A 20,361-nucleotide genomic window follows, 5' to 3' on the forward strand; every position below is an offset into this window, starting at 1 on the left:
GTTTTCCCATTCAAAAGGATGCCGAAAATTTGGAGGCATTCGCCCAGTTCGTCTGGGGGGCGGACTACCAGACGATGCCAACCCCATACGGCGACGTTGTCAGCATTTTCGGCTTGACCTTGACGGTTCAACGCATCCTCATCATCGCATCCGCTGTCATCATCATGATCTTGCTTTACCTCTTCTTGAAAAAGACGTTCATCGGGGCTTCCATCATCGCGATGGCGCAAAACCGCGAAGGGGCGAATTTGGTCGGCATTAACACGAATAAAGTCGCCATGCTGACGTTTTTCCTTTCCGGCAGTTTGGCAGCGCTCGCCGCGTCGCTCGCTTCGCCGATCAACCTCGTGTTTCCCGGCATGGGCCATCTTGTCATCTTGAAAGCGTTTGTCATCATCATTCTCGGCGGCATGGGAAGCATTCCAGGCGCCATTGTCGGCGGCTATATTTTGGGATTCAGCGAAAGCTTGGGAGCGACGTATGTGTCGAACGACTACAAAGACATTATCGCTTTTGCCATCCTCGTCATCATTTTAACGGTCAAACCGAACGGACTGTTTGCCAAGGAGGGACATTGATGGCTGTATTCGCCAACCGGCGCTTATGGATCGCCGTTCTTGCGGCGCTGGCGCTTGCCTTTCCGTTGCTTGTCACCAACAGCTATTACTTGCACATGATGACGATCTCCTTCATTTGGATGATCGCTGTTTACGGGCTGAATTTATTTGCTGGCTATACTGGTTATTTGTCGCTTGCCCACGCCGGGTTTTTTGCGATTGGCGCGTATGCGCTTGGCATTTTGACGGTGAAAGCCGGCGTGCCGTTTTGGTTGGCTTTCGTGCTTGCTTGTTTGTTCACCACGTTGCTTGGGGCCGTCATCGGGCTTGTTGCGCTGCGGACGAAAGAGCACTTTTTCGCCATTTATACGCTTTGTGTGGGCTATATTATCTATTTGATCATTGACAAATGGGACAGTTTAACCGGCGGAGTGCGCGGGTTTATCGGCATCCCGGCGCCGGCTGACATCGGTCCGCTCTCGTTTCAAACGCCCGTCGCCCAATATTATTTGGTGTTATGCTTCTTGGTTGCGGTCATCTTCACCATGTACCGCCTTGTCTATTCGTTGACCGGACGGACGTACATCGCCATTCGCAACAGTGAGGAGCTCGCGTTGACGCTTGGCATCTCGACGATGAAAAACAAACTCGCCTCGTTTGTTCTCTCGGTCTTTTTTACATCGCTTGCCGGAGCGCTGTACGCATCGTTCATCCGCTTTCTTGGCCCGGACATTGCGTACGTCAGCGTCATGTTCGACTTTTTAACGTATTTGCTTGTCGGTGGGATTGGCACGCTCGCCGGTCCGGTCGTCGGGACGTTGCTGATTACGTTTCTGTCCCAACAATTGCAGTTTTTGCAAGATTACCGGATGTTGATTTTCGGTCCGGTGCTGACGTTGCTCATCATCTTTTACCCACACGGCATTGCCGGGGGGGTCATCCGTTTGAAAGCAAAGCGTGAAGAAGCGCGCCGTCTCGATCCAGAAGCGAACCGAGTTGCTGCGGAACTGGCCGTCTCGAGCCAAGGACGAGGCGAGCGGCACGCAGAGGAGGGATAACGATGCTTTTGCACGTTGAACGGTTGACGAAGCGGTTTGGCGGGCTTCTGGCGGTCAACGATGTCACCTTTTCCGTCGAGCAAGGGAAGATCAACGCCATCATCGGCCCAAACGGAGCCGGCAAATCGACGTTTTTCAATTTAATCAGCGGCTTGTACCGGCCGACGTCAGGGACGATTACGTTCAAAGGGCGCGATATTACCCGCCTGCCGGCAAACGAACGGGCGAAGCTCGGCATCGCCCGCACGTTTCAAACGACTCACTTGTTTGAACAGGCGACGGTGATCGACAACGTCATCATCGGCCATCGTCTCCGCACGTCATCCAACTTATTTGATGCCATTTTGCGCACGAAACGGCACCGCCGCGAGGAACAGGCATGCAAAGAAAAAGCGATGGAAGTGCTCGACTTTGTCGGTCTAACCCATGTGGCGGATCGGATGGTGGCCAACTTGTCGCAGGAGCAGAAAAAGCGGGCGGCGTTCGCGCTTGCCTTGGCGACCGATCCGGAGCTCGTGCTGCTTGATGAACCGGCAGCCGGCATCAACCCGGATGAAACGGAAGGGCTTGAGGAGTTGATCGTCAAAATGATAGAAGGCGGCCTGACTGTTTGCCTGATTGAGCACAAAATGTCGATGATCATGAAAATTGCCGACCGCATTATGGTGTTAAACTACGGAGAAAAAATCGCTGAAGGAACGCCCGAGGAAGTGCGAAACAACGAGGCGGTCATTCAAGCGTATTTAGGAGGGAGCGCCATTGCTTGAAGTTGCGAACGTATCCGTCCGCTACGGGAGTTTTACGGCCATTCGCGATGTGACGTTTTCCGTCAAGCGAGGGGAGATCGCCGTTTTGCTTGGCGCCAACGGGGCCGGGAAAAGCACATTGTTTCGCACGATCAGCGGGCTGCACAAACCAGTGCGGGGGGAAATCCGCCTCGATGGCGAGCGCATTGATTCGCTGCCTCCTGACCGCATCGTCGGGCGCGGCGTCGTGCAATGCGCGGAAGGGCGCAAACTGTTTCCGCGCATGAGTGTATACGAAAATTTGCTGATGGGCGCTTACGTCCATCGGAAGGACAAAGAAGGCATCCGCCGCTCGATTGAACATGTATACGAACTGTTTCCGATTTTGCGCGACAAGCAAAACGCGCCAGCCGGGTCGTTAAGCGGCGGCCAGCAGCAAATGCTCGCCATCGGACGCGCCTTAATGTCACGTCCTGCGGTGCTCTTGCTTGATGAGCCGTCAATCGGACTCGCCCCGTTGATTGTCGAGCAAATGTTTGCGACGATTAAGCAAATCAATGAGGGAGGAACAACGATTTTGTTGGCGGAACAAAACGCTCATGCGGCGTTGTCGATCGCCCATCGAGGCTATGTGTTTGAAAATGGAACGATCGTTGCCTCGGGAACGGCGGAGGAGCTGCTCGCCAACGACGATGTCCGCAAAGCGTACATTGGTGCATGATAGGCCTCATCCTTGTCCATCAGCGAAAGCAAGGAGAGGAGATGGCACTGAAAGGGGGTGAATAACGGGTGTGCTAAATATTATCTAAATATTCAAAATAATAGATCATCAATAGGGGGGAGTAGAATGAAAAAAAGAAAATGGTCAATCGCCGCTATAATCGCGGCCATCATGATGTTGATGCTTGCGGCGTGCAACAATTCGCCAAGCAGCAATAACGCCAACGGCGGAAACAATAGCGGAGGAGGCAGCGGTGAAACGGGCACGGTCAACATCGGCTACAGCGGCCCGCTGAGCGGCCCGGCCGCCTATTATGGCCAACGGACGTTAAACGGCTTGAAAATGGCGGCCGAGGAAATCAACAACAGCGGCGGCTTTGAGGTGAAAGGAAAGAAATACAAAATTAACCTCGTCCCATTAGATGACAAATATTTGCCAAACGAAACGGCAGCGAACGCCAAACGCCTTGTGCAAGAGCATCATACGCCGATCATTTTCACGCCGCACAGCGGTGGCGTCATGGCGCTGCAAGTGTTCAACCAAACGGACAATTTCATCATCGCGGCGTATACGAGTGAGCCGAAAATTACACAAACGGGCAATAAGCTGACCGTGCGCATTCCGCCGCGCTATGACGGCTACATCCCGACGTTTACCGATTATGCCATGAAGCATTTCGGCAGGAAACTGGCCGCCTTGCCGACGGCGACGCAATACGGGAAAGACTGGACAGAAAAACTGTTGCCGTATTGGGAAAAACAAGGAGGAAAAGTTGTCTACAAATCATCGATTGATTTTACGAAAGACACCGACTTCTTTACGATCGTGACGAATGCATTGAAAGAAAAGCCGGATGTCTTGTTTATCGGTGGACCGTCGGAACCGACGGCAAAAGTGGCGAAACAAGCGCGCGAACTTGGTTTTAAAGGCGGCTTTATCATTATGGATCAGGCGAAACTCGATGAGATGAAACGGGTGACGGGCTCTTATGACATGCTTGAAGGTTCGATCGGCGTCATGCCGCTTGTCGAGTCGGATCAACCCGCGGTTCCAGAGTTTGTGAAAAACTATCGGGCAAAGTTCAATGAAGATCCGGGATCGGAAGCCGCTTATTTTCGGCAATTTTTTGCGAGTTGCCTCNTATGACATGCTTGAAGGTTCGATCGGCGTCATGCCGCTTGTCGAGTCGGATCAACCCGCGGTTCCAGAGTTTGTGAAAAACTATCGGGCAAAGTTCAATGAAGATCCGGGATCGGAAGCCGCTTACAACTATTTGGCGCTTTACGCTTTCGTCGAGGCGATGAAAGCCGCAGGCACCGTCGATGACCCGCAAGCGATCCGCGAACATATGAACGACGGCTTGAAAAACATTCCAGACGAAAAGAAAGTGTATAACGTCCCAAGCATCGGCGACGATGGCGGATTTGAATCGGAAATCGTCGTGGCTGCGGTGGAAAATGGAAAAATTGTGCCCATTGAGTTAATAAAACAATAATACACCATGCAGACTGACAAGCAGAGGCACCTTATCATCGGGCTTTCAATGGGAATGCTCTTTGCATGAGCCCTGAAGTATGCATCTTCTCAAGGATCCGTAGATGGAGCGGTATATGGATGGAGCAATAGAGAGGCTGTCTGAAAAGGTCATCGCACGACTTTTTCCAGACAGCCTTTTCCATTTTCGCATTATGACGTTTTTTGATTCGTTAATGATAGGATTGCCGCCTGGCAGAACTGTTTCGGGTTGATCAATTCTTATTGTGCATTTCTTATCATAGAAAACTATGTTCTAAATAATCAAAAAAAAACAAATAGAAAAATTTTCAATAATGCGATAAAATAAAACTGCTCTGCCACATGATGAATCTAATCACAGGAGGGGAGAGACCGACCATGCGGGAAATGGCCCTCGGCCTTGCCGCCTCGTTCTTTTTTGCCGTTACGTTCATATTGAACCGGTCTATGGAGCTAGCTGGCGGGAGTTGGACGTGGAGCTCGTCACTTCGTTTTTTCTTTATGGTTCCGCTGTTGTTTGTCATTCTTCTTGCCCACCGCAATCTCGGTCCGGTTTGGCGCGACATGAAGCGCCATCCATGGACATGGATCGTCTGGGGGACGGTCGGTTTCGGCCTGTTTTACGCGCCGCTCACGTACGCCGCTGCGTACGGGCCAGGGTGGCTTGTAGCCGGCACATGGCAGTGCACGATCGTCGCCGGCGTCCTGCTTAGCCCGCTGTTTACAGAACAAATCGAAACGCAAAACGGAACTGTGTCCGTGCGCCGCCCGATTGAAAAACAGGCGCTTTTCATTTCATTTTTTATTTTGCTCGGCGTCGTGCTCGTTCAGTTCCAGCAAGCAGGCCATCTCACATGGGAAGAAATCGCGTTGGGGATCTTTCCTGTGCTCATCGCCGCCTTTGCTTACCCGCTGGGCAACCGAAAAATGATCGAGCATTGTGCCGGACGGCTTGACGCGTTTCAACGCGTATTCGGGATGACGATCGCCAGCTTGCCGTTTTGGTTCGTCGTGGCGCTGATTGGATGGGCGACAGCCGGAGTTCCTTCGGCTGGGCAAACGGCGCAGTCGCTCATTGTCGCTATCAGCTCGGGCGTTATCGCGACGACGCTTTTTTTCATCGCCACTGACCGGGCGAAAGGAAATGAGCGGAAGCTGGCTGCTGTTGAAGCGACGCAATCCGGAGAAGTGATTTTTGCCGTTATCGGCGAAGTGCTGTTCTTGTCCGCTCCGCTTCCGAACGGATGGGCATTCGTTGGCTTGGCCGTCATCATCATCGGGATTTGCTGGCATAGCTTCGAATCGACAAGAACAGTGAAACACTCATCGCTGCCCATTTCCACAGATCGGCGCCTCAAACGCATAGGGGGGGAACGATGAGAATCATCGTGTGCATCCTGCTTGCCTGCCAGACGTTCGTCATCTACTATTGGATCAGCGATTGGCGTCAGCTTGTCACCCCGGTGGGTCTTTGCATGTGGGTGGGCGGAATCGCAGTCGGCCTTGTTGTTCTTCGGACGGGGCGGTACCTATCGCCAAGATGGCGGAGGGCGCTGAAGATGACGACGGCGGGAGTCATCTTGCTTGCTGTGATGTCGCTGATCATTGAATGGGCGGTTTGTTCGATGCCGTAGTCAAAATAGATGTTGAAAGCCCGTACGATTGATCAAGAACTTCCCGTGTGGGCGTACGGGGAATGCGCCTTTAGAATGAAGCGAACCCCTTGCCTAAGGCGAAAGAGGGCTGCTAACGGCTTCGATGGGCGGAATCGAACATCTTCGGCGCCAAGCGGCGGCCAACCGCATACATGATCGGTGCGCCGATCGCCATGACAACAAACTCGCCAATGGCCGTCGTCAGCCATGTGAGCCAAAACGGAAAGCCGAGCGCGAGCTTTAGTTCAAAGGCGATGATGGCCATGGTCACGGTAAACGACAACGTATTGATCGCCATACGCGCCCAAATGTTCTCGACATAACGCATGGAAACAATCGTGATGAGAAGCGCCAGCACCGACTGGCCGACGCCGAATACAAGATCATACGCGACAATCGGCGAGAAAAACAAATTGGCCAAAAAGACGCCGAGCACGATGCCCACGGCGTATGTTCGGCGGAATACGACTAGGTGGTTTAACATTTCTGAGACGCGAAACTGAATGTTCGTAAAGCCAAACGGCTGGATGAACGCCGTCACGGCGATATACACGGCGGCGATCAAACCGTTTGTCGCCATCGTTCGAACGTTCATGGTATTCTCTCCTCTCGTGCATGATGATATGATTGTAGCATGACACTCTCGTGAACGAAAGGAGCGGGATCCATGGCTGCAAAGAAACAAGCAGCAGACCGATATGGTTCCGTCTGGGAGGTCGCAATTACAGCGCTTCTCCTCGGTTTAACGTCATTTGGTGGTCCGGTCGCTCATCTCGGCTATTTTTACGAAGAGTACGTCAAACGAAAAAAATGGATTGACGAGAAAACGTATGTCGATTTGGTCGCTTTATGCCAATTCCTCCCTGGTCCAGCGAGCAGCCAAGTCGGCATCGGCATCGGATTCATGCGCGCCGGCGTTTGGGGGGCGTTGGCAGCTTGGCTTGGTTTTACGCTGCCGTCAGCGGTCGCCCTCAGCCTGGTTGCTGTTTGGCTGCAACACCATTCTTGGGGTGACGCCGGCTGGATGCACGGCTTGCTGTTGGCGGCCGTGGCGGTCGTGGCGCAAGCTGTATGGGAGATGGCGCGCAAATTCGCCTCTAGCCGCCTCGAGGCAACGGTCGCCATCACAGCGGCGGCCGCTGTGCTTCTTGCGCCGGGCGCGTGGAGCCAAGTAGCCGTCATCGCCGCAGCGGGGGGCATTGGCGCTGTTGGAGTGCGAAAAAATGTCGCACCTTCTTCGTCTGCGGCAGGCATCCCGCCTTCCATTCGTCGTTCCACCGGTTTGACGTTGCTTTCCTTGTTTGCTGTGTTGCTTGTTGCGCTGCCGCTCATTCGTACTTGGATCCACTCACCGCTTTTGGCGCTGTTTGATAGCTTTTACCGCGCTGGGGCGCTCGTGTTTGGCGGCGGTCATGTGGTGTTGCCGCTCTTGGAGGCGGAAGTGGTGCCGCAAGGGTGGGTCACCGCCAATCAGTTTTTAGCCGGCTACAGCGCCGCCCAAGCCGTCCCTGGGCCGCTGTTTACGTTTGCCGCGTATATTGGAATGGCGGCGTTGGGCTGGAAGGGAGCGCTAGTGGCTACCACAGCCATTTTTCTTCCATCCTTTTTGCTCGTTCTTGGCGCGTTTCCGTTTTGGCACTGGCTTCGCCGTCATCCACGCTTCCAAGCGGCGCTTGCCGGCATTAACGCCGCTGTCGTCGGGATGTTACTTGCGGCGCTGTATGATCCGATTTGGACAAAAGCGGTGAACGAGCCGGCCGATTTCGCGTTTGTCCTCGTCGCCTTTCTTTTGCTTGCCGTTTGGAAGTGGCCGGCGTGGTTGGTTGTTCTTGTTTCCTTTGTCGGCGGGTGGCTTCGCACGTTGCTCGATTAATGCTTGGTGCCTAACGGGCGGGCGTTTGGGTGTATTTCCTCATCCTCCCGCGAGCAGATAATCTTGTCACACCGGGCCTATGTAAGTAGATTTTCAGCTCGACTAGTAGCAAAGCCAGCCATGTGCCGACGGCCAAATGGATGACCGCCCAGGACAGATGAATTTCTGTCGCAACGGTGACTATCCCGATCACCGCTTGCAACAGCCCGACCGTTGCCGCCAAAAGAAGGCGCCGCTCCAGCGGGCGCCCCCAGCGTCGCCTGTGGGCAACAAACGCTGTCCAAATGGTATATAACACCGTAGTGGCAGCAGCGGTTCGGTGGGCGGTTTGCCACATTTGGGCTTCGCTCGATGGCCATGCTTGTTCCCCGCATATCAGCCATCCGCATGCCAGACCGTAATGTTGATGTTTCACGTATGCGCCAAGCAGTAACGCAGCTGCCAATAAGAACAAAAGAACATGGATATGCCGCTTCGCCTCTGCTTCAATAGTTGTCTGGCCGACTGGTTGATGCATCTGTGGAGAGCGATGGACGTTCCGCCAAATCCAAAGAAGGCAGCCTAAAAAGAGAAACGCGATGAAGAAATGAATCGTGACAATGATAGGTGGGAGATCAAACCAAACGACGAGAGCTCCAAGCATAATTTGCAACGCAAGCAAAACAGCGGCGGCCGCTGAAATGAAACGGTCTGTCCCGCTTCGGGAAGAACGCCATAAGCGAAGGCAGAGCACCCCGGTCAACAGCACGAGCAAAGCGCCGATCAATCGATGGGCGTACTCGATCAGCGTCGCTCCTTTCAACATCGGGATGAGCATCCCGTTGCAGAGCGGCCAGTCAGGGCCGCACCCCATCCCCGAATTCGAGGACGCCACATACCCGCCGAATACAATGAGAACGTATGTCGTACATAGCGTCCAAAAAGCCAACGATTTCATCCCCATTCCCCCTAACATCATTTCTCCCATTATAGCAAGTCCGCTGTCACATAACTGTGTACTCTATCACATCAGACAAAAAAATCCAAATTGTGAGAAAAATTGTCTGTTTTGTGATGAAGTTAACTGTGGGAAAACGCTACCATGCCCTATAGTGAAACTATCTTGACGAGGGAAAAGGGGGAATGGATCGCTATGTACCAGCAGGCAGCGTGGATTATTTCCGTTGTTCTCATCCTGTTTGTCATCCTTGTTTTTTTGTATGTCGTCGCTCATTCCGGCCAGCGCGTCGAATATGAGCCAATTCAGAAAAAAGGATACCGGATTCGAAATGTATGGTTTTTGGTCGTCATTGCAGCCATAGGTCTAGCGACGTTTTATACGCTGCGCGATTTGCCGTTTGAAAGGCCAGCGCATGCTGCCGATCCGACCGTTGTTCAAGTGGAAGCGCGGCAATTTGGTTTTGTATTAAGCCGAAATGAATTTCGCGTCGGTGAGCCGATCGCCTTTCAAGTGACGAGCGTAGATGTCAATCACGGAGTCGGCATTTATGATGAAAACATGGAACTGTTGGCCCAGACGCAAGCCATGCCGAAGTATACAAATACGATTTATTACACGTTTGAGAAACCCGGGACATATCAAGTGCTTTGTTTAGAATATTGCGGCATCGGCCACCATGTGATGACGGCGACCATTACCGTCGTGCCGGCCCAAGAAGGGGAGGGGAAATAATGGAAGCGAACGTTCGCAAGATGACCGCCTTGTACATGTTCGTCAGCGGCATCGCGATTTTGCTCATGATGGTGCTGGGGCTGTTGATGCTGCTGGCGCAAGGAAAAATGATTCCGCTTGGACAAGATACATTTTATGAAATGATGACCGCGCATGGCACGTTTATGGTTGGAGCGGCTGCGTTTGCTGCGTCGGCGGTTATGTGGTACTTTTTGCGCCAGTACGTCCGTTTGTCGTTTCCGATTTTTGTGACCCATTTCGTGTTGTTTTTAACGGGGGTGGTGATGACAGCCATCAGTATTTTTGTCTTCCGTTTCGCTGGAGCATGGACGTTTTTGTACCCGTTGCCGGCGATGTCAGCCGGCATGTGGGGGAAAACAGGAGCGAGCCTGTACTTGATTGGCATGCTGCTGATTGGTGTCAGCTTTTTGCTTCTTTATCTTGATACGTCGCGAGCCATTATTCGCGAATACGGAAGCCTTGGCCATGGCCTTGGATGGCCGCAAATTCTCGGAAAAGTGAAAGGTTACGGTCCGCCGCCTACGGTAGTGGCGAGCACGATGGTTTCGATCGTCAATCTCGTTTCTTTAACAGCCGGGGCAAGCGTCTTAGTCATGAGCTTAATCAATTTGTTTCAACCATCGATTGAAATGGATCCGTTGCTGGCGAAAAACTTGATTTACGCCTTCGGGCATATTTTCGCCAATTCGGTTATTTACATGGGGGTAATCGCCGTATATGAAATTTTGCCAAAATATACAAACCGCCCATGGAAGTCGTACAAAATTTTCCTTATCGCGTGGAACATGTCGACGTTGTTTACGATTATCATTTACCCGCACCATTTGTTGATGGACTTTGTCATGCCGAAATGGATGTTGATTATCGGCCAAGTGTTTTCTTATTTGAATGGTTTGCCGGTTTTGGTGGTGACCGCCTTTGGCGCGTTAATGATCGTTTATCGTTCCGGCATTGAATGGGATATGGCGTCAAGCTTCATCTTCCTTTCGATGTTCGGCTGGGTCGCAGGCGTTATGCCGGCGATTGCGGATGCGACCATCGTCATCAACCACGTCATGCACAACACGAAATGGGTGCCGGGACACTTCCATATGTATATGGGAATCGGTGCGGTTTCAATGTTATTCGGCTTTATGTATTATTTCATTCGTGGAAACGGGCGAAAGATCGGTTATGCGGATATGGTTAGCTTCTGGGTGTATACGATTTTCTTCCTCAGTCTATGCGGCACGTTCCTGTTTTCTGGAAAAGTGAGCGCACCGCGGCGGTGGGCTGTGCATGTTCCGGAATGGATTCCGTATGATCGCATGGGGGCGATGTTTGCAGTTGCCATTATCGCCGCTGTCACGGTGTTCCTTTACCGCTTTTTCGTTTCGGTGATCACCGTTCAAGCAAAGCAAAATATCGAGGTGGGGCCGCGTGCGTAAAACCGTAGCGGTGGCTCTCGCGCTTGTGTTCGGTTTTGGGCTTCTTTGGCACGGGACGGACGGGTTTCGGGCGTTTACAAGCGAAACCGCCCGCCGCCTTGCCATCCTGCAAGAGCCAAAACCACTTCCGGCCGTTCAGTTGGAGGATCAAAACGGTCGCACGTTCTCTTGGCAAGATCAGCGCGGCCAATGGGTTTTAGCCACTTTTATATATACAAGGTGCGGCGATGTGTGCCCGGTTGTTGAGATGAACTTGCGCCGCATTTATGATGCCATTCGCCAGTCTCCGCATAGGCATCGTCTTTCGTTTTTAAGTATTAGTTTCGACAGCCAAAACGATACCCCGGAGATGTTGATGCATCATGCCCATCATTATGGGGCGGATGGCGTTACGTGGCGCATGGCCCGCGTGTCGAACGATCAGGAACTGCAACGGTTATTAGAAGTGATGGGCGTCATTGTGATCCCGGACGGGAAAGGCGGGTATGAACATAATGCGGCGTTTTACTTGCTCGACGAAAAGGGGCGGCTCGTCCGCATTTTTGATTACAACCATCCGCAAGCGGTCAGCGCCGAGCTGAACCACCTGCTGGCCAAAGAGGCATCCTCCGAGGTGGTGAAACAGTGAGCGGGAAACGATATGCAGTTGGCGGAGCTCTCCTCATGGCAGCCCTTGCGTTGCCGCCGGTGTTGCGTTGGATGGAATCATCGATGATTGGCGTGATGCTCGGGCAAGTCCCGTTGCTGGTGGTAGCCGGCTGGCTGTTTGGTTTCGCGTTGCCCCGCCGTTTCGCCCAATTGCTAAGCCGTTGGAACGAAAACGGTTTGCCTGGATTGTTGGTGGCCATCAGCGTCCTTTCCTTTTGGATCTTGCCGCGTTCAGTCGACGCCTCGTTGAACGAGCCGTTGATGCGGCTTGCCAAATGGATGATGCTGCCGCTGCTTACAGGGATGCCGCTATCGTTAAGCTGGAAGCGGCTTCATCCGATTGCCCGCGGCGTTGTTCATGCGAATGTCATCTCGATGCTCGTTGTCATGGGTTGGCTGTATTTAGCTGTACCGGCGCGCGTGTGCAACAGCTACTTGCTCAGCCAACAAAACGCGCTCGGCCGCATGATGATCGCGTTGTCCCTCGTGCTCGCTGCTTTTTGGTCGCTGCGGCTGTTCGTTGCTGGAACAGCAAACGAGCCGGAGACTCGCTAAGTCAACGGAACGGTCTCTCTTTGTTGCTGGGCCTGAATTGACGGACATGCGGACGGATCTTAACAGGAAAGATTCGTCCGTTTTTTTTTTTGTTTGCCCCCTTCTCTTCTCCTTTGGTGAAAAGAAGGATTTTTCACCGCTATGTCAAATATCTTTACCGATATGGGGACAAGTGCTTGTTTCCGTTGCGTGAACGTCAGACAGGTTGGCTCAAGTCAACAAGAGGTGGCTTAAACGGGTCAACAGCCGTGCACCCCCAAGTTTAGAAGGTTAGTGAAAAAAGGATCGTTTCTAGCCCGCAGGAGGCCAGCGAAATGAGAAGTTGATGCCACAATTTTCCCTCATTTGGGAAACCATGCTGGAGAGCGGGATGTTTCGTTCCATCGCCGGTCTTCTAAGCCTCGGATCAATGTTCGATAAAGCGGGACAGCGAAAGGGGAGGGGGAGAGACGGATGAAGTGGGTATGGATGCTGCTCGCTCTAACGGCCGGGATGGCTGTCTCCGTACAGGCAGGAGTGAACGGCGGCCTCGGCAAGCGGATTGGTGTGTTGGAAGGGGCGTTCGTGTCGTTTTTAATCGGAACGATCGTCTTATTTTTAGTGCAATTGTTTTTAGGCAAGGGAGAATTGCTTGCCATGTTTTCTGTGCCGAAATGGCAGCTGACGGGCGGCATTCTCGGCGCCTTTTACGTGTTTGTCATGGTGCTGATCGTTCCGAAAGTCGGCGTCGCCAATTCATTGATGGCCGTGGTCGCCGGACAGCTCGTGATGAGTTCGATCATTGATCACTTCGGGTTATTCGGCGGACAGCGCATTCCGTTTGACATGACGCGCCTCGCTGCTATAGCCTGTTTGTTTTTGGCGCTTTGGCTTTTTTTCCGCAAATGAACAACAGGACTGGCCAAGTTGGTTTAGTTTTCCGTGATCCGCTCATACTAACAACAGCATGATCGACTTGAAAGGAAGCGGATCAAAGTGAAACAGGCATGGCGCATTTATGTGAACGATTTGAAACATCTCACGACCAACTGGGCCGCAGCCATATTGGCTCTCGGTCTGAGCGTTCTTCCATCGCTTTACGCTTGGATCAATGTAGAGGCTTCGATTGACCCTTATGCCCATACAGAGGATTTACCGGTCGGCGTCGTGAACGAAGACCGCGGGGCGGAGCTCGCCGGTCACCGGTTTCACGCCGGCGATGAGATCGTCAAGACCTTAAAAAACAACCACCAGTTGGGATGGCGATTTGTCACGCGGAAAAAAGGAATGGAAGGCGTTCGGAGGGGAGACTACTTTGCGACGATCGTCATTCCGGCTGATTTCTCGGCTAAATTAGCCACTGTAGTGCAGAAACGTCCGAAAAGGGCGGTTATTTACTATTATGAAAACGACAAACGGAACGCCATCGCTCCCAAAATCACGGAGCGCGGAGCAAGTACATTGTCAGCGCGAGTCAGCGATGAGTTTGTGAGGGTGGTCAATACCGCATTGTTTTCCTTGTTCCACCAAGCGGGAGTGACGCTCGAACAGCAGCTTCCCACCATTCGCCGCGTTGAAGCGTTCGTGTTTCGTTTGGAAAACGAATTGCCAACGATTCAACGACAATTGAAAGCCCTAGATCGCGATGTGGGAGAGGCAAGATCACTAGTTCGTACAGGCCGCGAGCTTCTGCCGGCTGCCAGAGCAACGGTGCGGCGCGGTTTAGAATGGACAGGCCGCGTTGAGAAGTTGTTCATGCAAGTCAATGCTTCATCGCACTTATGGGAAAAGCCGGTGGAAATGGCGGTTCATGCGCTCCATTCCTTTGCAGAGCAGACGCCACAGTCCCTCGATACACCGGAAAAGCAAGCGCGTTGGGCGGCTCTCATCCAACAGGCTGCAACAGACGCGAGCCCATTGGTTCAGCAATTGCGCCGAACGTTGAGAACATGGGAGGGGACGATTGATTCCTCTTCGCTTCAACCTGTGCAGCGCACAGTCAGCCGTATCGAGCAGACGCTAGCGTCTATTCAAGAAACAGCGGCGCTAGTGAAACAACATCCAACAGGCGTCGAAGAGAAGATCACTCACCTGCGTGAACAAATGGCCTTATTGGACGCACAGGCGCAGCAACTTGATCAAGCATATCGCCAACGGCTGCTGCCTATGCTGCGGGCAAAATGGAATCAAACAGGGGAACAGGTGCGACAAGCGAAACAAACGCTTCTTCGCATGGATCAAGCGTTAAATGAGGCAGAGCAATGGTTGTCAAACACAGATCGTGATTTAGCGGCCGCGCAACAGGCGCTAAAGACCGCACAGGCTCAATATCCATTTCTTTCCCGCCAGGTCCGCGAGCTGGCCGCCTTCCTATCGAAAATCAAAAGAGAAACCAACATCGACGAACTGATTCGCTTGTTGAAACAAGATCCTCGGGCGAAAGGGGCGTTTTTAGCTCACCCGGTTGACGTCAAAACGTTCCGCCTTTTCCCGCTGCCGAACTATGGTTCGGGCATGAATCCATTTTACACGGTGCTGGCCATATGGGTAGGATGTTTGTTGCTTGTTTCCGTCTTGTCGACGGATCCTTCTTCGTTTTCGGAAGCGAATGAGCGGGAAAGATATGCCGGACGGCTGTTGACCTTTTGGACGCTGAATGCTTTGCAGGCGATGGTCGTGACAGCTGGAGCGGCTTTCATCTTGCCGAATATTTTCGTCCGTGAGCCGGGATGGTTCATGGCGTTCGGCCTTTTGTGCAGCTTTGTCTTTATGGCGGTGGTTTTTTCGCTTGTTTCCTTGTTCGGCAATGTGGGAAAAGCGATGGCGATTGTGTTGCTCGTCTTGCAAATTGCCGGAGCGGGAGGCACGTATCCCGTTGAGCTGATTCCTCCGTTCTTTCAGCAATTAAACCCTTGGCTGCCGTTTACCTATGCCATTGATGTCATGCGCGAGGCGGTCGGCGGGATCGTATGGGAAAATGTTGAGCATGATGTCAAGCGGCTTCTCTTGTTTGCCGTTGCCGCCCTTTTGGCCGGGCTTTTGTTGAAAGGCTCATTAAACCCATGGATGCGCGTGCTGAAGGAAAAAGCTGTTCAAAGTGGTTTGTTTCATTGAAAATTGTCTGTTCTCTTTATGGAAGCATCTGTTACAATAGGGACGAGAGCGTTGCTTCATTCTCAATTGCCCCGTAGGATCGACGTCTCCCAAGCATTGTTCACTGTTGCTTTTGCGCGATGGGAGAGCGCTCGATGGCGGGGAAAAGGGGAGAGAATCATGTCGATCCGTCGACTGCTTGGTTTTGCGCTCATTTTTTTGGCGATTTCGATGTTTATCGAGCAAATGTGGTGGGTCGGGGGAATTTGCCTCTTGATTGGAATTGGAATGACGGCGAAGTGGAGGAAAAAGAAGCATATATGGTAACGATCGAGAGCGATAAGCTCAGACAGCACGATGAGCAGTTGATGATAAAAGCAGAACAGTTTATCATGGCCAGCTATCGGGAGCTTGGGAAAAGTGAGCAAGAAATAAAGCGGCGGGTGAATGAAATCCGTTGGGAAGTGGAACAAACCGGAACATACCGCCATACGTACGAAGAGATCAGCTACGGGGCGAAGATGGCTTGGCGCCACAGCAACCGCTGCATCGGCCGCTTGTTTTGGCAATCGCTCCATGTCATCGATGCGAGAGAGGCGGTTACCGTAGACGAGGTTTTTTCTTATCTATTCCATCATATTGAGGTTGCGACCAATGGCGGGAAAATCCGGCCGACGATCACGATCTTCCGTCCCAATGGGGAAGTGCGCATTTGGAATCATCAACTGATTCGTTATGCCGGTTATGAAACCGAAGAAGGGATCATCGGCGACTCATCCTCCCTCACTTTCACCCGCGCCTGTGAACAGCTTGGGTGGAAGGGGGAAAAAACGCCTTTTGACGTGTTGCCCTTGGTGATCCAGGTAGGCAGCCAGAAGCCTGTTTGGACACCGATCCCTAAAGAATTGGTGCTTGAGGTGCCAATTGAACATCCGGAGTTTCCGTGGTTTCGCGATCTGCAGTTAAAATGGTACGCGGTCCCGATTATTTCAGATATGTGTCTAGAAATTGGCGGCATTCGCTATATGGCAGCACCGTTTAACGGGTGGTACATGGGTACGGAGATTGGAGCCCGCAATTTTGCCGATGATTATCGCTACAACATGCTTCCGAAAGTGGCCTCTTGCATGGGGCTTGACACCAACTCCAACGCATCATTATGGAAAGACAAGGCGTTGGTCGAATTGAATATCGCTGTTTTGTATTCCTACAAAAAGGCGGGCGTCAGCATCGTTGACCATCATACCGCCGCGCGCCAATTTCAGTTGTTTGAACAGCAAGAGAAAGCAGCCGGCCGCCATGTCACCGGCGATTGGACATGGCTGATTCCGCCTCTTTCTCCGGCGACAACGCACATTTTTCACCGAACGTATGACAACACGACCATGTTGCCCAACTTTTTCTATCAGGACCGTCCATACGAACAACAAAGGGGAGAGGAACAATGACCGTCATCATCCGCATGCGCGATGTGTCATGGGCAAGAGGAGGGCGCATGATTTTGCGTGATATCAACTGGGAGGTGAAAGAAGGCGAGCAATGGGCGATTCTTGGCCTAAACGGCTCCGGGAAAACATCGCTTCTCAATATCGTCACCGGCTATCAGTACCCGACGCGCGGGGATGTTGAAGTATTGGGCTATCGGTTTGGACAGGCGAGCTTGTGGGAATTGCGCCGGCATATCGGGTTTGTGAGCAGCTCGCTTGATCAGTTTTATGATACCTTGCAAGCCGAAACAGTCGAAGATATTGTCATCAGCGGCAAGTTTGCAACGATTGGCCTGTACGATGCCGTCACTGAGGACGATCGGTCCAAAGCGCAATCGTTAATCGAGTCTTTCCGCCTCGAAGCTGTCCAAGAAAAGCGGTACGCAACGTTGTCGCAAGGAGAAAAGCGAAAAACATTGATCGCCCGAGCGTTGATGGCGAATCCGAAGCTGCTCATTTTGGACGAGCCGACGGTCGGCCTTGACTTATTGGCCCGCGAAGAAATTTTAGCATTGATCGGACAGATCGTCACTCAGCCGTGCCATCTCTTATACGTCACCCATTATATCGAAGAAATCGTCGACTCCATTACCCATGTCTTGCTTTTGCAAGACGGGCGCATCCTTGCGGCTGGCCAAAAAGAGGAAGTGTTAACCGACGAGCGGCTTTCAGAAGCGTTTCGCCTTCCGATCCGCGTTCATTGGGAAGACGGCCGGCCGTGGGTGTCGATTGGACGTTGAAGACGGATGGACTACCGGCTCCCTAAGGTGCGAAAACCATACCGGGAGCCCTTCCAACCGTAAAAACGCGCAAAAGCATGTAACAACCATCTAGTCGCCTGCACGATAATCCAGTTTTTCCTTGCCGGAAGAGCCGAGGGAAAGATGGACGGAAATGTTTCGAATGGTTTTCTTTTTTAATGGGATTATGCCGTTTTGTTCCCATTGTCTCCATTTATGAACGTTGCTGCGGTATAATTGATCTGATACATTCAGCACGTCAATGTTTCGATTGACTCCCCATTCATAGGCTTGTTGGATTTCCTGTTTCACCGTTTGCGCCGCCAGCTTAGCCAGCCGTTCTCTTGACAGCGGCCGGCGCAGCTCGATCAGACTTCCTTGAGCTTGGATGGTCAACTGAAACGCAGGACCATCTTTGGTCGAAAGAACCGACCATTTCGCTTTCGGATGACGAACGACAAGAGAGGCAACCGTTTGCCGTCCTTCTTTCACGTAAATGGGCGTTCGGATCACATCCCGTTCTGTCCAACGAACCCCTAACAGCTTCTCACGGTCCGTGCATTGTTGTAGTTCGTAATCATGCAAAAAGCACACACCGCTAAGGGACAGCATTTTCTTTTTTTTCGTATCTTCTGTCCAACTAGCAGGGTCAAGGGTAATATACGGAATTCGAAGCGTTGCGCTATGTTCATCACTGATCGCAATCAGACGGTTAAACCGAAGCGGGCGAATGAAGGAGCTTTGCCTGAAAAGTTCTTCCGGATTCGTTAGCATGGACAGATACGAAGAAGCATGCAATAATGGAGTAGCTTTAAAGACATCAGTCAATGAAGCGTCAGTCGCATAAACCCAAATGGTGTGCCGGATCTCATGATACCTCGTTAATAAATCGATGACTCCTCGCACCACTTCCTTTTTAAGCGCCCGTTTCGTAAACACAATACTCTTGACGTGTCCCCACGAGACCATTTGCTGAATGGACGTGTAAAGTTCATGGGCGGCTATTTCGGGTGTTTCTCCTGCTGACCGGCCAATGGCCACGGCTGCGACCTGCCTTCCTCCGCCATACTCTGCTTTTGCCAATCCGCTGAAGTTGATGAGCTGTACGTACAAGACGAATTGGCGATGATCATAATCAATTCCGATCGAGTGAATATAGACGATTTGATCAATATTACGGTTCCCCCAACAGCCGCTAAGCAACAACATCATCAGCCCTACGGCAACAAGACGGAGGTACATAGGAAATGGTCCTCCTCCCATTTTCACATTGATCCATTTTATCATTTTTGAACCAAGAAGGTCCCCAACTTCCATGAATGAGCGTAAGTGGGAGAAAGATGATCGGGATGAGCCCCCGCCTAGAATATCCTGTTAGGAAAGGCTGGATTTGCTGTCTTTGAGAGTAAAACAGCCTAACCGTGGAACGCATGGGGATGGCTAGGCTGGCAAATAGTCGTGGGGCAAGTGTATCCAACAATCTCCCACCTTTACGCCTTTGTATTAGATGGGAGAGCGTTCCATTTCCTAGCGGCTCAAAATGCTCAGTTAACAGGCGGAAGATGGATGCCATCCGTCTTTTGGCGGCTGTCAGCTGGCGTCACTTCGATAACCGGCGGCCGACCGTTTTCAAAACCGCGGGCGATGTCGCGAATCGGGCTCATTTCATCGGGAACGCCAATTCCCGGGGTATAGCGCGGCAGGCTGGAAGTGGCGCCGCGTTCTTCCCAAGGCTCTCTCATGAATCAACACCTCCATATTCTCAGTATGGCCATTGATGGAGGCCGTATAAATGGAAATCAAATCCTTTCCCGCCAATTTCTTTTGTGGAGCCCTGTCATCTGTTGTAGGCATACTATGGATGACAATATGGGCAACAGGAGGGAAGGAACTCAATGCAGTTCGGGAAAGATGCGATCGAAGCGATTTGGCGCCGCCAGTGCGGAGCGTGGGAGCGGAGCGATGCGGCATGTGTCCAATCATTTTTGGTGGAATGTTTACAACATGACCTTGATCCGCAAGACGGGCTCAATTGGATCATTGAGCACCGCACCCAGCTTTCTGACGCCGATGCAGTGGTGGACGCGGCACTCCGTTGGGTGAATGAACATACGTCCACTGGCTCCCCGGTGTCAGGAATCGGAGCGGAACAACAAGAGTGAGGCGGCGAACAGGAAAGGGCGGAACGAAGGATGGTATGGGTCATCAAAACAAAACACGAAAATGACCAAGGGGAGACGGTGGGGCTGGAGCTTGAGAGCGAAGATGGCTGGCTTGACGCCAACGTCCGCTGGGACGGATGCATGGAAATTCACTTGTACTTGGTGACGGAGGAAGGCCGCGAACTGAGCGATACGCTCCATACGTGCGATTTGCAGGGGCTGATCGAGCGGTTGCAGTCATTGGATTCCGTGTGTCGATCGTTCTTTTTCCAAATTTCAGGACAGGGGAGCTGATGAAGGCCGAACCGCCGGCAGCGCCGCTGACCTCATCGATGAATGAACGAGGAGCCAAAACCGAGGCTCCTCTTTTTTCCTGAACGGCATGGTGTTCATTGAAGGAAGGAGACGCGTTAGGAGGGGAAGCTTTTCGGCTCAATTTTGCTTTCCCCATC

21 protein-coding genes and 2 pseudogenes are annotated in these 20,361 nt (G+C 52.2%); 19 read left to right on the top strand and 4 right to left on the bottom strand.

The window, feature by feature from the left end:
* The 8 genes and pseudogenes from T260_RS126735 to T260_RS0120580 form a co-directional block, all read left to right on the top strand.
* A partial coding sequence (locus T260_RS126735; RefSeq protein ID WP_023634189.1) for a branched-chain amino acid ABC transporter permease occupies positions 1-578 on the top strand: 578 nt, incomplete at its 5' end.
* Positions 578-1,615, top strand: coding sequence for a branched-chain amino acid ABC transporter permease (locus T260_RS126730; RefSeq protein WP_011231156.1), 1,038 nt, complete (start codon positions 578-580; stop codon positions 1,613-1,615). The genes T260_RS126735 and T260_RS126730, both read left to right, overlap by 1 nt.
* A 2-nt stretch (positions 1,616-1,617) precedes the next feature.
* Positions 1,618-2,382, top strand: coding sequence for an ABC transporter ATP-binding protein (locus T260_RS126725; protein WP_011231157.1), 765 nt, complete (start codon positions 1,618-1,620; stop codon positions 2,380-2,382).
* Positions 2,375-3,082 (top strand): ABC transporter ATP-binding protein, encoded by a 708-nt coding sequence (locus T260_RS126720; RefSeq protein ID WP_021321369.1) that lies wholly within the window; start codon positions 2,375-2,377, stop codon positions 3,080-3,082. Before T260_RS126725 ends, T260_RS126720 begins: the two co-directional genes overlap by 8 nt.
* A 126-nt stretch (positions 3,083-3,208) precedes the next feature.
* A pseudogene (locus T260_RS0120565) lies at positions 3,209-4,183 on the top strand (ABC transporter substrate-binding protein); the annotation flags it as partial.
* Between the two features lie 40 nt (positions 4,184-4,223).
* Positions 4,224-4,577 (top strand): annotated as a pseudogene (locus tag T260_RS0120570) (ABC transporter substrate-binding protein); the annotation flags it as partial.
* 398 nt (positions 4,578-4,975) lie between these two features.
* The gene (locus T260_RS0120575; RefSeq protein ID WP_031212916.1) at positions 4,976-5,977 is read left to right on the top strand and encodes a DMT family transporter; all 1,002 of its coding nucleotides are present in this window, start codon (positions 4,976-4,978) and stop codon (positions 5,975-5,977) included.
* Positions 5,974-6,231: a hypothetical protein gene (locus tag T260_RS0120580; protein WP_014195772.1), complete on the top strand. Its 258-nt coding sequence runs from the start codon at positions 5,974-5,976 to the stop codon at positions 6,229-6,231. The genes T260_RS0120575 and T260_RS0120580 overlap by 4 nt, the downstream gene beginning before the upstream one ends.
* A 112-nt stretch (positions 6,232-6,343) precedes the next feature.
* On the opposite strand, the gene T260_RS126715 is transcribed toward T260_RS0120580, so the two are convergent.
* Positions 6,344-6,847, bottom strand: a complete 504-nt coding sequence (locus tag T260_RS126715; protein WP_014195773.1) for a QueT transporter family protein — start codon at positions 6,845-6,847, stop codon at positions 6,344-6,346.
* 72 nt (positions 6,848-6,919) lie between these two features.
* On the opposite strand from T260_RS126715, the gene chrA reads away from it, so the two are divergent.
* Positions 6,920-8,125 carry a chromate efflux transporter gene (gene chrA / locus T260_RS126710; protein ID WP_023634190.1) on the top strand — a complete coding sequence of 402 codons (1,206 nt, stop codon included), beginning with the start codon at positions 6,920-6,922 and terminating at the stop codon, positions 8,123-8,125.
* Between the two features lie 10 nt (positions 8,126-8,135).
* Here chrA and T260_RS126705 read toward each other — a convergent pair whose 3' ends face one another.
* Entirely contained in the window at positions 8,136-9,062 is a 927-nt protein-coding gene (locus tag T260_RS126705; protein WP_021321374.1) for a COX15/CtaA family protein, read from the bottom strand.
* A gap of 195 nt (positions 9,063-9,257) precedes the next feature.
* Here T260_RS126705 and T260_RS126700 point away from each other — a divergent pair, with 195 nt between their 5' ends.
* The 8 genes from T260_RS126700 (at position 9,258) to T260_RS126665 (ending at position 17,747) form a co-directional block, all read left to right on the top strand.
* Entirely contained in the window at positions 9,258-9,797 is a 540-nt protein-coding gene (locus tag T260_RS126700; RefSeq protein ID WP_011231165.1) for a cupredoxin domain-containing protein, read from the top strand.
* The gene (locus T260_RS126695) at positions 9,797-11,245 is read left to right on the top strand and encodes a cbb3-type cytochrome c oxidase subunit I (protein ID WP_023634191.1); all 1,449 of its coding nucleotides are present in this window, start codon (positions 9,797-9,799) and stop codon (positions 11,243-11,245) included. Before T260_RS126700 ends, T260_RS126695 begins: the two co-directional genes overlap by 1 nt.
* Positions 11,238-11,873 (top strand): SCO family protein, encoded by a 636-nt coding sequence (locus tag T260_RS126690; RefSeq protein ID WP_011231167.1) that lies wholly within the window; start codon positions 11,238-11,240, stop codon positions 11,871-11,873. The genes T260_RS126695 and T260_RS126690 overlap by 8 nt, the downstream gene beginning before the upstream one ends.
* Positions 11,870-12,448, top strand: coding sequence for a hypothetical protein (locus T260_RS126685; RefSeq protein ID WP_023634192.1), 579 nt, complete (start codon positions 11,870-11,872; stop codon positions 12,446-12,448). Before T260_RS126690 ends, T260_RS126685 begins: the two co-directional genes overlap by 4 nt.
* Positions 12,449-12,901: 453 nt before the next feature.
* Positions 12,902-13,336, top strand: a complete 435-nt coding sequence (locus tag T260_RS126680) for a DMT family transporter (protein ID WP_011231169.1) — start codon at positions 12,902-12,904, stop codon at positions 13,334-13,336.
* Positions 13,337-13,423: 87 nt separating this feature from the next.
* A complete protein-coding gene (locus tag T260_RS126675; RefSeq protein ID WP_023634193.1) occupies positions 13,424-15,541 on the top strand; it encodes a YhgE/Pip domain-containing protein in 2,118 nt (705 codons plus the stop codon).
* 299 nt (positions 15,542-15,840) lie between these two features.
* Entirely contained in the window at positions 15,841-16,968 is a 1,128-nt protein-coding gene (locus tag T260_RS126670) for a nitric oxide synthase oxygenase (RefSeq protein ID WP_306372124.1), read from the top strand.
* Positions 16,965-17,747, top strand: a complete 783-nt coding sequence (locus T260_RS126665; RefSeq protein ID WP_021321382.1) for an ABC transporter ATP-binding protein — start codon at positions 16,965-16,967, stop codon at positions 17,745-17,747. Before T260_RS126670 ends, T260_RS126665 begins: the two co-directional genes overlap by 4 nt.
* Before the next feature lie 90 nt (positions 17,748-17,837).
* On the opposite strand, the gene T260_RS126660 is transcribed toward T260_RS126665, so the two are convergent.
* Both T260_RS126660 and T260_RS126655 read right to left on the bottom strand, forming a co-directional pair.
* Positions 17,838-18,989: a Ger(x)C family spore germination protein gene (locus T260_RS126660; RefSeq protein WP_023634195.1), complete on the bottom strand. Its 1,152-nt coding sequence runs from the start codon at positions 18,987-18,989 to the stop codon at positions 17,838-17,840.
* A 302-nt stretch (positions 18,990-19,291) separates the two neighbouring features.
* Complete coding sequence (locus T260_RS126655) at positions 19,292-19,489, bottom strand: hypothetical protein (RefSeq protein ID WP_023634196.1); 198 nt, start codon at positions 19,487-19,489, stop codon at positions 19,292-19,294.
* A gap of 153 nt (positions 19,490-19,642) precedes the next feature.
* Here T260_RS126655 and T260_RS126650 point away from each other — a divergent pair, with 153 nt between their 5' ends.
* A complete protein-coding gene (locus T260_RS126650) occupies positions 19,643-19,909 on the top strand; it encodes a hypothetical protein (protein WP_011231176.1) in 267 nt (88 codons plus the stop codon).
* 30 nt (positions 19,910-19,939) lie between these two features.
* A complete protein-coding gene (locus tag T260_RS126645) occupies positions 19,940-20,203 on the top strand; it encodes a hypothetical protein (RefSeq protein ID WP_011231177.1) in 264 nt (87 codons plus the stop codon).
* Positions 20,204-20,361 lie beyond the last annotated feature (158 nt).

The sequence above is a fragment of the Geobacillus thermopakistaniensis genome, from assembly GCF_000498995.1.
GTDB classification, from domain to species: domain Bacteria; phylum Bacillota; class Bacilli; order Bacillales; family Anoxybacillaceae; genus Geobacillus; species Geobacillus thermoleovorans.

Excerpts from the sequence above, each read along its gene's own strand:
- T260_RS126730 (WP_011231156.1), top strand. The coding sequence starts at position 578 with ATGGCTGTATTCGCCAACCGGCGCTTATGGATCGCCGTTCTTGCGGCG.
- T260_RS126725 (WP_011231157.1), top strand. The coding sequence starts at position 1,618 with ATGCTTTTGCACGTTGAACGGTTGACGAAGCGGTTTGGCGGGCTTCTG.
- T260_RS0120575 (WP_031212916.1), top strand. The coding sequence starts at position 4,976 with ATGCGGGAAATGGCCCTCGGCCTTGCCGCCTCGTTCTTTTTTGCCGTT.
- T260_RS0120580 (WP_014195772.1), top strand. The coding sequence starts at position 5,974 with ATGAGAATCATCGTGTGCATCCTGCTTGCCTGCCAGACGTTCGTCATC.
- T260_RS126715 (WP_014195773.1), bottom strand. The coding sequence starts at position 6,847 with ATGAACGTTCGAACGATGGCGACAAACGGTTTGATCGCCGCCGTGTAT.
- chrA (WP_023634190.1), top strand. The coding sequence starts at position 6,920 with ATGGCTGCAAAGAAACAAGCAGCAGACCGATATGGTTCCGTCTGGGAG.
- T260_RS126705 (WP_021321374.1), bottom strand. The coding sequence starts at position 9,062 with ATGAAATCGTTGGCTTTTTGGACGCTATGTACGACATACGTTCTCATT.
- T260_RS126700 (WP_011231165.1), top strand. The coding sequence starts at position 9,258 with ATGTACCAGCAGGCAGCGTGGATTATTTCCGTTGTTCTCATCCTGTTT.
- T260_RS126695 (WP_023634191.1), top strand. The coding sequence starts at position 9,797 with ATGGAAGCGAACGTTCGCAAGATGACCGCCTTGTACATGTTCGTCAGC.
- T260_RS126680 (WP_011231169.1), top strand. The coding sequence starts at position 12,902 with ATGAAGTGGGTATGGATGCTGCTCGCTCTAACGGCCGGGATGGCTGTC.
- T260_RS126670 (WP_306372124.1), top strand. The coding sequence starts at position 15,841 with ATGGTAACGATCGAGAGCGATAAGCTCAGACAGCACGATGAGCAGTTG.
- T260_RS126665 (WP_021321382.1), top strand. The coding sequence starts at position 16,965 with ATGACCGTCATCATCCGCATGCGCGATGTGTCATGGGCAAGAGGAGGG.
- T260_RS126660 (WP_023634195.1), bottom strand. The coding sequence starts at position 18,989 with ATGTACCTCCGTCTTGTTGCCGTAGGGCTGATGATGTTGTTGCTTAGC.
- T260_RS126655 (WP_023634196.1), bottom strand. The coding sequence starts at position 19,489 with ATGAGAGAGCCTTGGGAAGAACGCGGCGCCACTTCCAGCCTGCCGCGC.
- T260_RS126650 (WP_011231176.1), top strand. The coding sequence starts at position 19,643 with ATGCAGTTCGGGAAAGATGCGATCGAAGCGATTTGGCGCCGCCAGTGC.
- T260_RS126645 (WP_011231177.1), top strand. The coding sequence starts at position 19,940 with ATGGTATGGGTCATCAAAACAAAACACGAAAATGACCAAGGGGAGACG.